Here is a 12,855-nt window from a genome sequence, read left to right on the forward strand (position 1 = left end):
GGATGCCGCCCAGTCCTGTATTGCGCGGATGGCAGGTGCGATCAGCGCTTCTTGCCCATCTGGCTGGCGGCATAGCCACCCAGGGCCAGCGCCACCAGCTTGAACGGACCGACGCGCCGGAGCAGCGGAACCGCCAGCGCGCCGACCAGTGCACCACCGGTGCCGCCGATCCCGCCACGCGCCTTTTCCGCCACCCGCGCGCCGATCGCGGCGCCAATCATCTTGCCGATCATGCACAGATCTCCTTCGATTACCTGTGGCAAGCGCGGGCCGTGGCGTTTGGTTCCGGCAGGATGCGTGATGCCTCAGCGCCGCAGCAGCGCGGCCTCGCACTGATCCATCAGCGATTGCATGATCGTGGCCACCGGCTCCTCCTGCGTGACCATGCCGACGGATTGCCCGGCCATCAGGCTGCCATTCTCCACATCGCCGTCGATCACCGCGCGGCGCAGCGCACCGGCCCAGTAATGTTCGATCTGCAATTGTGCCTCGGCCATCTCCAGCGCCTCGGAGTCGAGTTGCCCGGCAACCTCGCGCTGCTTGGCGGTGAACAGCTCCGTCCCCTTGTTGCGCAGCGCCCGCACCGGGATCACCGGCAGGCGGGCATCCACCTGCACACTCGCCACCGCATCGCGCGCGCCGGCGCGGAAAAACGCCTTCTTGAACGCAGGATGCGCGATGCTCTCGCTCGCGCAGGCGAACCGGGTGCCGAGCTGCACGCCGACGGCGCCCATCTCCAGATAGCCGGCGATCGCCTCGCCCCGGCCGATCCCGCCGGCGACGAACACCAGGTGATCCTCGGCCAGCGCGGGCAGGAATTCCTGCGCCAGCACGCTGGTGGACACGGGGCCGATATGGCCGCCCGCCTCCATCCCCTCGATCACCAGCGCATCGCCGCCGCTGCGCAGCAGCTTCTTGGCCAGGGCCAGCGTGGGCGCGAATACGATCACCTTGCCGCCGAAGGCCTTGATCGCCTCCACGCTGCCCTTGGGCGGAATGCCGCCCGCCAGCACGACGTGGCCGACCTGATGGCGACCGCAGACCGCGATCAGGTCGGTCAGCTGCGGGTGCATGGTGATGAGGTTCACGCCGAACGGCTTGTCGGTCAGCGCCTTGGTCGCGGTGATCTCCGCATCCAGCAGGTCCGGGCTCATCGCCCCGCAGGCGATCACGCCGAAGCCGCCGGCATTGCTGATCGCGGACACCAGGTTGCGTTCCGACACCCAGCTCATCGCCCCGCACAACACCGCGTGTTCGGTGCCCAGGAACGCGGCCCCGCGGCGCATCAGCGCATGGGATTTGGGATAGGCGGACATGATTTGACCTCGACACAAGGAAGCCGCGCGCCTTAGGCAGACGCGGCGCACAGGGCAAGGAGAAGGCAGCGATGGCCGATTACCGCACGATCAAGGTCGCGACCGACGGTGCCGTCACGATGGTCACGCTGAACCGGCCGGAGGCGCTGAACGCGCTCTCCTCCGCCGTGCTGGAAGACCTGATCGCCGCCTTCACCGCGTTCGAGGCAGACGATACGCAGCGCTGCGCGGTCGTGACCGGCGAAGGCAAGGCGTTCGCCGCCGGCGCCGACATCAAGGAACTGGCCGCGACCTCCGCCGCGCAGTTCTACGCCAGCGACGGTCTGTCCCGCTGGCAAAGCCATCTCGTGCGCGCCACGCGCAAGCCGTGGATCGCCGCGGTCAACGGCTTCGCACTGGGTGGCGGGTGCGAGCTGGCGATGATGGCAGATCTGATCATTGCCGCCGACAGCGCGAAGTTCGGCCAGCCGGAGATCAAGCTGGGCACCATTCCTGGCATGGGTGGCACCCAGCGGCTGACCCGCGCGGTGGGACAGGCCAAAGCCATGGAACTGATCCTGACCGGCCGGATGATGGATGCGGCAGAAGCGGAAGCCGCCGGGCTGGTCGCCCGCGTGGTGCCCGCGGCGGAGCTGATGGACAATGCGCTGGAGACCGCCCGCACCATCGCCGCCATGCCCCCGCTGGCGGTGCTGGCGGCCAAGGAAACCGTCCACGCCGCCGCCAACCTGCCGCTGGAGGACGGCCTGGTGCTGGAACGCCGCCTCTTCCACCTGCTGGCCGGAACGGAGGATAAGGCGGAAGGCATGGCCGCCTTCATCGAGAAGCGCAGCGCGAAGTGGCAGGGGCGGTAGGCTTGCACCTCCTCCCTCGCCGGGGAGCTTGACGCCCACAATCGGGTTAAGGCTGTCCTACATTCTGCAGTGCTGACATAGCAGGCCGATGCCGCGCTATCCCCTCTCCACGCCTGTTGTCACCCGCCGACTGCCGCGTCATCCCGGCGTCAGGGAGGTGTAAACTTAGTGTCAACTTCCGGCGTAAGTGGCCGGTTTGCGACGATTATTACGCCAGCGGCTGCGTGATCAGGCAGCTGCCATCCGCAGCGAAGCGAACCGCCTCGATCGACGATGCCAGCGCGCAGCCGCCCGGCTCCACGCTCTCGCCATCAACCACCGCCACGCCTGCGCGCGGGATCACCAGCAAGGGGCCCGAATACCGTGCGCCCGTCGCCGCGTCTGGGGTGCCATCCACCCGGTCCACCCGGAAGTGCGGCCCATCCACCAGCGCCACGTCGCCATGGTCGGGCAGATGCAGCCGGTTGGCAGGATCGTGCACTCCGGCCTGCGCCACTGCCACGCCATCGTCCAGGTGCAGCTCACGCGGGCGGCCGTAATCGTACAGGCGGTAGGTGATGTCGCTGTTCTGCTGAACCTCGATGATCGAGACCCCGCCGCCGATCGCGTGCACCGTGTTGGCGGGGATGTAGAAAAAGTCGCCCGCCTTCACCTGGTGCCAGACCATCTTCTGCTCGATGGAACCGTCTTCCGAAGCCGCCCGCAACTCGTCATCGCTCAGCTGGTGATCGAAGCCGATACCCAGTGTCGCGCCCTCGTCGGCATCGATCACCAGCCAGCATTCCTCCTTGCCCTGCTGGCCCAGGCCCATGGCCTGCGTCTGCGTGTCGGAGGGGTGGACCTGGATCGACAGCTTCTCGCCGGCGAAAATGTACTTCACCAATAGCTGCGGCAGCTCGGCTGGCGGGTCGAACCAGATCTCCCCGATGCGCTTGCCCTCGGGCGCGGTGAACGGCGCGGGCAGCGTGTCCATGCCCCAGGGCTTCTCGACCGTCTTGGTGGGCAGCAGCATCCTCGTCCCTGTTCTCGTCAGCGCATCAAGCGCAGCAGTTCGTCGATCTCGACCGTGGCGAAGCCGACCGCGCTGTCGGAGATGCCGTAGGGGATCAGCAGCCGCTCCCCCACTTGCAGCGCGCCACAGGTATAGACCACGTTCGGGACATAGCCCGACCGGTCTGCATCCACCGCCGTCAGCACCGGCTCCGGCGTGCGGCCGATCACCTTGCCGGGATCGTCGAGGTCCAGCAGCGCTGCGCCCAGGCTGTACTTGCGCATCGCGCCCACGCCATGGGTGAACAGCAGCCAGCCGGCATCGGTGCGGATCGGGCTGCCGCAATTGCCGATCTGGATGAACTCCCACGGATATTTGGGCTCCATCAGCAGCGTGCCCTCGTCATCCCAGCGGTCTAGCCGGTCCGACTTCAGCAGGAACAGGTTCTTGCCATCTTGCCGGCTGACCATGGCGTACTGCCCGCCAATCTTCTCGGGAAACAGCGCCATGCCCTTGTTCCGGGCGGCGCGGCCCTGGATGGGTTCCAGCAGGAACCGGCGGAAATCGCCGGTGCGCAGCAGTTCCGACCGGATCGAACTGCCGGAATAGGCGGTGTAGGTCCCGATCCATTCGTACTCGCCGCCGCCATGGTCGAACCGGACCATGCGCAGGTCTTCCAGCCCGTTGCGCTGCTGTTCGGTGATGGGGAAGATCACCGTGTTGCTGAGGCTGGAGTCGGAATGCCGATGGACAGTGACGCCCGCGTCGCTGTCGCTCAGCGTCGCATCGTCAAGCTCCACGCTGGTGGCGAAGGTACTCTGCGGCCAGAGGCTGAAGCGGCCGTCCGTTTCCACGATCCCTTCGCGAAAGGCGATGGAGCTGATGTGCCCTTCCCCGACGGCGCGCAGTGTCATGACGAAGCGGCAGGCGCCATCGACCATGCCGGACTGGTCCGGATGCGGAACGATGGACGGGTTCATCAATGCCGCCGCGGCATAGGTGTATTCGTGGCAGAAATAGGCGCCGACCAGACGCCTGCGGGCGAGCGAGAAGTCGCAGCACTGTTCCGGCAAGGTCTGCTGCACGTCGGCGAAGCGTTCCTCGAACATCTTCTCCGTCTGCCAGTGCCGCGCCACGAAGTCGCGACGGACGCGGGCATATTCCGCATCGACCTCCGCATCCGAAAGCGCGGCGATATCCTGGACCAGCTTCAGCGCACGCCCGCCCGGGGCGTTCCATGCCGACCAGCCGAGATGGAAGGGCCGTAGCACGACCCGCGAGGGGTCGGCATGCAGGCGCTCATCCAGGATTTGCAAAGGACTGTTCTGCCAGCCGCCCTCGAAACCCACACTCATCTCCCGTCGAATCACGCAATTCCGCTCCGGCCAGCGCTAGAACGGAATAATGGGCCAATTGGAAGGCGAGGATCGATTCCGCCCCGCAATTGGCGTTGGCGCCGCGCGGGTTGATCCCGTCACGGCAGCGTCCGCTGGCAAGGTCGGCCAGCACCGCGCCGCGATCATTGGCGCCGAAGAACCAATTCCAGGCGCACCGGGCATGATCGATCCACTTGCCATCCCCGGTGGCGGTATAGGCCGATCGCGCCGCTTCGATCGCGGCCTGCGCCTCCAGCGGTTGCTGGTCGAACGGCAGGTGGCCGTGCTCCGTCCCGAAGGTGTCCGATCCGATCGGTCGGAAATGACCGCTGGCGGCGATCTGCTGTCCCGCGATCCATTCCAGCGTTTCCACGCCATCGGCCGTCCAGGCGGGGCTTTCCAGCAGCAGGCCAGCCTCGATCAGGGCCTGAGACAGGCGCGGATTGTCGTAGCCGAGCACGGTCTCGAACCACGCCCAGTCCGGTCGGCGCGCGCCGCCCAGCAGGCGGTGCAGGAAGTCGGCACCGGCGGCCAGCGCCTCCCGCGAGGCGCCGTGATCCGGCCGCGCCCGCAGCGAACATGCGGCACCCAGCATGGTGAAGGCGATCGCCCGCGGACTGCCGAGAGCGCGCATATGCGGCAGCGCGGTGTCGAACATCCACAACGCCCATTCGCGCATGTCGGCGGTAGGCGCATGCTCCAGCGTGTGGCCCAGGGCCCATAGCGCACGGCCGTTCGAATCCTCCGATCCTGCATCTTCGCACCAGCTCCGGTCGAAGCGCATGAAGTTGCGGAACAGTCCGATGTCGGGGTTCCATGCGTGATGCATGAAGCTGCCGTAGGTCATCGACCAGCGCAGTTGTTCCGCCCCATCCAGCCCCTCGGCGACATTCATCAGCATCAGGGCGCGGGCATTGTCGTCCAGACAATAGCCGTGGCGGCGATCGGGCACGATGCCGATCGCATGCTGGAACATGCCGGTCCCGTCGCTCATCTGCAGCACACCCGACAGACCGGGCGTGGCAGTGGCAGGCGGGATGCGGCCGACGGGTGCAACCGCCGCCTCCACCAAGGCCGCGGCGCCATCGGCGAAGCGGGGCCAGATCGTCTCCCGCCCACGGGCATAGGCGCGGCGCTGCAGTGCCAGCAGCTCTTCCGGCGCGTCCAGCAGGCGGTTGACGGCGTTGGCGATGGCCGGTGCGCTGCCAGGTTCGATCAGGACGCCGGCATCATCGGCCAGCAGCTCCCGCGCATGCAGGTATGGCGTCGACACCACCGCCTTGCCCAGCGCGACCGCGTAGCTGAGCGTGCCGGATGTCGATTGCTGCAAGCCGGGATACGGCGTGACGTAGATGTCGCACGCCTCCAGCTGATCGAGCAGCTCGTCGTTGTCGAGGAAGCGATTGTCCCACACGATGTGGTCGGCAACGCCCAGTTCGGTGGCGAGGGCGACCAGTCGCTCACGATAAGCCTCGCCTTCCCGTGCCACCAGGTTTGGATGCGTGGCACCGACAATGCGGTAGACTATCTCCGGATGCCGTCCGGTGATGGCGGGCAGTGCCTCGATCACCTTCTCCAGCCCCTTGCCCGGTCCGAGCAGGCCAAAGGTCATCATCACCTTGCGTCCGTCCAGGCCAAGCTGCTGCTTGAAGGCGCGATTGCGGCCGAACGGGCGATCGGGCGCGCCATGGGGGATGACCTGCAGCAATTCGTGCGGCGCGCCATAGATGCGCGCCAGCAGGTCGCGCGAATGGCTGCTCATCACCATGATGCGGCTGGCCCGCGCAATCAGATGCGTCAGGATCGCCCGTTGCCGCTGCCCCGGATCGGCCAGCACGGTGTGCGGCGTCAGGATCAGCGGTGCGGCGATCCGGTCGACAAAGGCGCTGACCATCTCGCCATCGACGCCGCCGAATATGCCGTATTCGTGCTGCAGCCATACCGCATCCACGCCGCTCTCGTTGATGCGCCGCGCCGCGCGGGCATAACTGGCGGGATCGTTGCGATCGATGGTACCGCCGATGCCCGTATATGCCAACGGACTTTCCGGATCGTCCAGCGCCCAGACATCGACCTGGATGCGCGGGTGAAATTCACCCAGCTTGTCGAATACATCGCTGGTGAAGGTGGCAATGCCGCACTTGCGCGGCACGAAATTGCCGACAAGCGCGATGCGCCGGACCGGACGCCGACCCGACGTCAGCATCCCGTCCGCATCCGCCCGCCCCGCGGCACGCGGAGCGGAGAAGATCGACTGAACCTGTCCGCCAGGCAGGTGCTGCTGATCACCCATGCTCGCAATAATCCTCGAACCCCTTGCACTGTCCCGGCTTCCCACCTCCGCCAGAGGGTTTATGCTGCATCGCACCACAGACCTTCTGCTGGATCAAGAACGTTGCACCGGGAATGGCGACAACAAACTGCCAACACATGCAAAATAGCGATCAGATCGCGCCGGAGGCTCTTTCGCAGCCGCACAATCATCTCTTGATTAACGCAACCGTCAGCAAAGCCATTCGGTTCCTGTAGGCTGGCGCAGCTTACGCCCACCTGCCAGTGTGGCGGGGCTGACCGCAAGATTCGCCAAAGGACCCGCCATGCTGCGTCGCATCCTGCCGATCACCGCCTTGCTCGCCGCCTCGCCTGCAATGGCCGACACGCTGGTGCCGATCGCCGCGGAGAGACTGAACGATGCGGTGCCGTTCCCCACGTTCCAGGCTGACGCCAGCTGGCCCCGGGTGCCGGACGACCTGATGATCGGGCAGGTACCGGGCGTCGCGGTGGCGCCGGACGACACGATCTGGGTGCTGACGCGCCCCGGATCGCTCACCGCCACGGATGTCGGGCTGGAGACGGACCCGCCGCAGGCGCTCGGCTGCTGTCGTCGAACAGGCCACCTGCTGCGCTTCGACCAGGATGGCAGGCTGATCGCACAATGGGACGGCACCAGCGATGCGCCGGTGATCGACGGCGTGTCGCAATGGCCCGAAAACGTCCACGGGCTGCACGTCGACAAGCAGGGCACGCTGTGGATCGGCGGCAATGGCGAGGGCGACCACGTCATCGTCAACTATACGCCCGACGGCAAGTTCATCCGCCAGATCGGCCGGCGCGGCGTGACGGAGGGCAATCTGTCGCAGACCGCGCTTGGCAACCCGACCGATGTGAACGCCGATGGGGCCAGCGTGCTGGTGTCGGACGGCTACATCAACAAGCGGGTGATCGGCTTTTCGCCCGGCAATCTCGACTTCGTCGGCTTGATGGGTGCTTACGGCCGCCCGCCTTCCGCTCCCGTGCGAGAGGGCGCCTTTGACCAGAGCCAGGCGACCTCCACTGGTGATGGTGGCCCCAATCCGGCCAGCGAAAGCTTCGGCGACATCGTCCACTGCGTCGTCCGCGGGCCTGACAGCACGCTGTATGTCTGCGACCGGCGCAACAATCGGGTGCAGCTGTTCCGCGAAGGAGAGGACGGCGCGGTCGAGTTCGTGCAGGATATCGTGATCGGCGACGGCACCGGCGGCACGCGTACGGCCACCGATGTCGGCTTCAGCCCCGACGGCACCTATGTCTATGTCGCCGACATGATGAACGGGCGCATCTGGGTCCTGCTGCGCGCCACGCACGAGGTCCTGGGCTGGATGGGCAAGAACGGCCGCTATCCGGGGGAATTCATCTGGCTGCATAGCCTGGACGTGGACAGCCAGGGCAACATCTACACAGCGGAAGTCTCGACCGGCCGCCGCGTACAGCGCTTCGTGTTCACCGGACTCGCGGACTGAGCCGCTATTCCGCCGCCGTCGCCCATGGGCGGGAACGACGCGCGGTGCGGACCATCTCCTCCACCCAGCGATTCAGCAGCGTCTTGTAGATCTGGCGATGTTCGGGCGTACGCATCGCGTGATCGGCGCCGCGGATCACCCGGTGACTGAGCGAACTCGCCCGCTGGAACGCACCCATATATGACGCGATTGCAGTATGCGGGACATGGTTGTCGAATTCGGATTCGACGATCAGCGCATCCCCCTCGAACTCCGCGCAGGCATGCAGCGCCCGGTCGCGCCGCGGGGTCTGGAACCGGTTGCGGTATGCCCATACCTTCTGCTTGTCGAGCAGCGCCTTGGGCGTCTTCCAGTCCTTGTCGGGATAGAGCGCCGGGACGCGCAGCGCCAGCCAGCGGACCGGCCGCTGCGCCGTCAACAGGGTGGACAGGTAAGCGCCGTAACTGACGCCGATCACCCCGATCGCCCGCCGGTCCACCAGCGGATGGGAGACGAGGTGATCATAGGCCGCGATCACGTCCTGCAAGCCATCTTCGCGCGTGACCTCGCTCTTGGCGGCATCACTGGCCGAATGGCCGCGTAGATCGAAGGTGAAGCACAGACAGCCCAGGCGCGCGATATCCTCCGCGCAATCGAGGTCATCCTCCTGCTTGCCGCCCCAGCCATGCACGAACAGGAAGCCGGGGATCAGCATGTCGGGGGTCAGCAGCGTCCCCCGCAGATGCTGGTCGGCAATGCGAAAATCGACTGGGCCTTCCTCGATCATGCGATGCGCTGTGCCCACTTCGCCATCCGGCCGACATGGGGATCGATACCGTTGAAATACACGGTGGCGCCATCGGGTATCACGGCCTCGCCATGGACCTCCACCGTGGCGGTGGTGACGCAAGTTAGAGTCGGATCGGCGGCGAAGGCCTCCATCGCCGCGAGCTCCGCCCCGCTCGCCCCGCCGGCGCGCCATGATTGCTCCAGCAGCGCGACGCGCCGGATGCCGAGTGCATCTGTACCTTCGATCACGTCATAATTGCGGCGGGAGAGGCACAGGCCGGGATAGACCTCCTGCGCAACGCGGTCGAACTGCGCCGCCTGAGCTACGACGTGGCGGATCAGCGGATCGGGCGCCGCGTCGAGCAGCGTGGCCAGGTCGCCCGGCACTGCATGCAATTCACTGCCGCCATAGACCTCCTCGCCATGGCGGTTGGTGGTGAGGCTCTGCGTACCCCAGTAGCTGATCCGGTGTTGGCCAATGATGGCCACGCCCACAGAGTAGGTCACGACGTCCGTCAGGTTCTCCTCCAGACAAAGGCCATATTCAGCCAGCTCGTCCGGGTCATGCGCGGCGACCACAGCCGCAAGATCACCGGCATTCTCCACCACCACCTGCCCGACGCCGGCCTTGCCGCGCACCGGCTTGACCCGAACGGGTCCACGCGCGAGCAGCCGCTCCCCCGCGATCGCCGCGTCGGCGGCGTCGAACACGGTGAAGCCGCACAACACCGCCTCGTGGATCGCAAGCGTCATGGCGTCGGACCAACCGGTGGGACGGGTCGCGGCGGGCGAGACCAGACCATGCGTGATGGCCTTGGTCCCGGCGAACGGAAAAGGCACGACCCCACCAAAGAAACGCTTAGGATCGCGCAGCTGGAGCGCATGGCCCTCCTCGGCCTCCAGCGTATCGGCAGGCACCAGGTACAGCGCACCCGCCGCGCCATCCGCCGGATAATGCCGACCCACGAACGGGACGCCCAGCAGGCTGGCAATCCGGGTTGACAGCACCTCAAGGGTGTCATGCTCATGGGTGCCCGGATTGGACCGACTGGCGATGGGCAGCATTGCCAAGCCGACGACGCCTTCCGGATGGATCGAGGCGCGGGGCTGCAATACGCCACCGGTGGCGTGGAACGCATCGGGGATCATGGCATCTCCTACCAATCAACACCCTGCAAACGATCGGGTGCGCAATTGGCACCCGATCGGCAAACAATGCTGGGACGAGGCGGGCCGCAGGCCGATCGCCCGTGCCGTGCCGCTATACGTCCAGGTTGGCGACGTTCAGCGCATTCTCCTGGATGAAGTCGCGCCGCGGTTCGACCACATCGCCCATCAGACGGGTGAAGATCTCGTCCGTGACGTCAGCGTCCTCCACCTTCACCTGCAGCAGCGCGCGGTTTTCGGGGTCGAGCGTGGTTTCCCACAGCTGGTCCGCATTCATCTCGCCCAGGCCCTTGTAGCGCTGGACCGACAGCCCCTTGCGCCCGGTCTCGAGCACCGCGTCCAGCAGCTGGCTGGGGCGGGTGATGGTGCCGTCAACCGGCCGAGCCGGCTGCGCCTCGACCGCGCCGGGCTCATCCGTCTCCGGTTCGGCGGCTTCCTGTTCCGGTGCCGAAGCGCCCTTGGTCAGGCGCGCGGGGAAGGCGTAGGCCTCCGCCTGCTCACCCGCCAGACGGTGCAGCTTGCGCGCCTCCGCACTGCCGATGAACCCGCCTTCGATGAGGTGCGCGTCCGTGACGCCGCGCCATACCCGGTCGAACCGGATCAGCCCGTCACCCCGTTCGCTCGCGCTCCAGTTCGCCTCCGGATCGCTTAGCTGGAGCTGCGCCGCTGCGCGCTGGAGGGCGGCGGCGCGGGTCGCGCCATCCGCCTCCGGATCGAGTGCGCCGGCCAGCGCCATCGCCTCCACTACCGCCGAGTCATACCGGCGCGGCACGAACGCCATCAGGTTCTTCATGCGCAGCGCGTGTTCGACCAGCGCGGTCAGATCCGGCCCGCTGCGCGCACCGCCAGCGCCTTCCAGCACCCGGCCTTGCAGCCCGGCCTCTATCAGGTAGCGGTCGAGCGCGGCCTGATCCTTCAGATAGACCTCCGACCGGCCTTTCGCGACCTTGTACAGCGGCGGCTGCGCGATGAAGAGGTGCCCGGCCTTTACAATCTCCGGCATCTGCCGGTGGAAGAAGGTCAGCAGCAGCGTGCGGATATGCGCGCCGTCCACGTCGGCGTCCGTCATGATGACGATCTTGTGGTACCGCAGCTTGTCGAGGCTGAACTCGTCGCGCACGCCCGTACCCATCGCCTCGATCAGCGTGCCGACCTCCTTCGACGAGATGATCCGGTCGAACCGCGCACGCTCCACGTTCAGGATCTTGCCCTTCAGCGGCAGGATCGCCTGCACGTGGCGGTCGCGGCCCTGCTTGGCCGAGCCGCCCGCGGAGTCACCCTCCACCAGGAACAGTTCGCACTTGCTGGGGTCGCGTTCCTGGCAATCGGCGAGCTTGCCCGGCAGGCTGGCGATGTCCATCACGCCCTTGCGCCGCGTCAGCTCGCGCGCGCGCTTCGCCGCCTCGCGCGCTGCGGCGGCGTCGATCACCTTGCCGATGATCTCCTTTGCATGGCCGGGGTTCTCCTCCAGCCATTCGGACATCTTGTCGCCCATCAGCGCTTCCAGCGGCTGGCGAACCTCGGAGGAGACGAGCTTGTCCTTCGTCTGGCTGGAGAACTTGGGGTCGGGCAGCTTGACGCTGACGATGGCGGTCAGCCCCTCGCGCATGTCCTCTCCCGAGAGCGTCACCTTCTCCTTCTTCATCAAGCCGGAGGAAGCGGCATAGCCGTTCAGCGTGCGGGTCAGCGCGGCGCGGAATGCAGCCAGATGCGTGCCACCGTCGCGCTGCGGGATGTTGTTGGTGAAGGCGAGGACGTTCTCGTAATACGAGTCATTCCATTCCAGCGCCACGTCGATGCCGATCCCGTCCTTCTCGGCCGAAATGGCGATCGGGTCCGGCATCAGCGCCTGCTTGTTGCGGTCCAAATACTTCACGAACGCCCCAATGCCGCCTTCGTAGAACAGGTCGTGCTCCACAGGCTCCTCGTGCCGCTTGTCACGCAGCAGGATGCGCACGCCCGAATTCAGGAACGCGAGCTCGCGGTAGCGGTGCTCCAGCTTCTCGAAATCGAACTCGGTGACGTTCTTGAACGTGTCGGTGGACGGCAAGAAGGTAACCTTGGTGCCCTTCTGCCCGGGCGCCGCGTCGCCGCGTACCTCCAGCGGCCCTTCCGCATCGCCATGGCGGAAGCGCATCCAGTGCTCCTTGCCGTCGCGCCACACTGTCAGCTCCAGCCATTCGGACAGGGCGTTCACCACTGACACGCCGACGCCATGCAGGCCGCCCGACACCTTGTAGGCGTTGTCGTCGCTGGTGTTCTCGAACTTGCCGCCCGCATGCAGCTGGGTCATGATGACCTCCGCCGCGCTGACGCCCTCTTCCTTGTGAATGTCCACCGGTATGCCGCGGCCATTGTCGGTCACGCTGACAGACCCGTCGGGATTGAGTTCGATCAGCACCAGGTCACAATGACCGGCCAACGCCTCGTCAATGGCATTGTCGCTGACCTCGAACACCATGTGGTGCAGGCCCGATCCGTCATCGGTGTCGCCGATATACATGCCGGGCCGCTTGCGCACGGCATCCAGCCCCTTCAGCACCTTGATCTGGTCGGCGCCGTAACTGTTCGACTTGGTGTTCTCGCTCTCGCTCATGCCCATCA

The 12,855-nt window shown here is 66.4% G+C and carries 10 protein-coding genes; 2 read left to right on the forward strand and 8 right to left on the reverse strand.

The annotated features are described in order from the left end of the window. Positions 1-41: 41 nt before the first annotated feature. Positions 42-233, reverse strand: coding sequence for a hypothetical protein (locus V5740_RS09125; RefSeq protein WP_347302175.1), 192 nt, complete (start codon positions 231-233; stop codon positions 42-44). Positions 234-305: 72 nt separating this feature from the next. Further along, positions 306-1,316 (reverse strand): nitronate monooxygenase, encoded by a 1,011-nt coding sequence (locus V5740_RS09130; protein WP_347302176.1) that lies wholly within the window; start codon positions 1,314-1,316, stop codon positions 306-308. Between the two features lie 71 nt (positions 1,317-1,387). Here V5740_RS09130 and V5740_RS09135 point away from each other — a divergent pair, with 71 nt between their 5' ends. Then, the gene (locus V5740_RS09135; RefSeq protein WP_347302177.1) at positions 1,388-2,170 is read left to right on the forward strand and encodes an enoyl-CoA hydratase-related protein; all 783 of its coding nucleotides are present in this window, start codon (positions 1,388-1,390) and stop codon (positions 2,168-2,170) included. A 208-nt stretch (positions 2,171-2,378) separates the two neighbouring features. On the opposite strand, the gene V5740_RS09140 is transcribed toward V5740_RS09135, so the two are convergent. From V5740_RS09140 to V5740_RS09150, 3 genes are read right to left on the reverse strand one after another with little or no spacing between them, the layout of a single operon-like run. Beyond that, complete coding sequence (locus V5740_RS09140) at positions 2,379-3,182, reverse strand: class I mannose-6-phosphate isomerase (RefSeq protein ID WP_347302178.1); 804 nt, start codon at positions 3,180-3,182, stop codon at positions 2,379-2,381. A gap of 17 nt (positions 3,183-3,199) precedes the next feature. Next, positions 3,200-4,510, reverse strand: coding sequence for a glycoside hydrolase family 130 protein (locus V5740_RS09145; RefSeq protein ID WP_347302179.1), 1,311 nt, complete (start codon positions 4,508-4,510; stop codon positions 3,200-3,202). Continuing rightward, positions 4,461-6,743, reverse strand: a complete 2,283-nt coding sequence (locus tag V5740_RS09150; RefSeq protein WP_347304488.1) for a glycosyltransferase — start codon at positions 6,741-6,743, stop codon at positions 4,461-4,463. Before V5740_RS09150 ends, V5740_RS09145 begins: the two co-directional genes overlap by 50 nt. A gap of 391 nt (positions 6,744-7,134) precedes the next feature. Between V5740_RS09150 and V5740_RS09155 the strand changes: the two genes are divergently transcribed. Then, positions 7,135-8,316 (forward strand): two-component regulator propeller domain-containing protein, encoded by a 1,182-nt coding sequence (locus tag V5740_RS09155; RefSeq protein ID WP_347302180.1) that lies wholly within the window; start codon positions 7,135-7,137, stop codon positions 8,314-8,316. A 4-nt stretch (positions 8,317-8,320) separates the two neighbouring features. On the opposite strand, the gene V5740_RS09160 is transcribed toward V5740_RS09155, so the two are convergent. The 3 genes from V5740_RS09160 to gyrB all read right to left on the reverse strand — a co-directional run bounded on the left by V5740_RS09160 (position 8,321) and on the right by gyrB (position 12,847). Continuing rightward, complete coding sequence (locus V5740_RS09160) at positions 8,321-9,082, reverse strand: alpha/beta fold hydrolase (RefSeq protein ID WP_347302181.1); 762 nt, start codon at positions 9,080-9,082, stop codon at positions 8,321-8,323. Further along, on the reverse strand, positions 9,079-10,233 hold the full coding sequence (locus V5740_RS09165) for a DUF3182 family protein (protein ID WP_347302182.1): 1,155 nt from the start codon (positions 10,231-10,233) through the stop codon (positions 9,079-9,081). The genes V5740_RS09160 and V5740_RS09165 overlap by 4 nt, the downstream gene beginning before the upstream one ends. Before the next feature lie 112 nt (positions 10,234-10,345). Beyond that, positions 10,346-12,847 (reverse strand): DNA topoisomerase (ATP-hydrolyzing) subunit B, encoded by a 2,502-nt coding sequence (gene gyrB / locus V5740_RS09170; protein WP_347302183.1) that lies wholly within the window; start codon positions 12,845-12,847, stop codon positions 10,346-10,348. Positions 12,848-12,855 lie beyond the last annotated feature (8 nt).

The organism is Croceibacterium sp. TMG7-5b_MA50, assembly GCF_039830145.1.
GTDB lineage: Bacteria > Pseudomonadota > Alphaproteobacteria > Sphingomonadales > Sphingomonadaceae > Croceibacterium.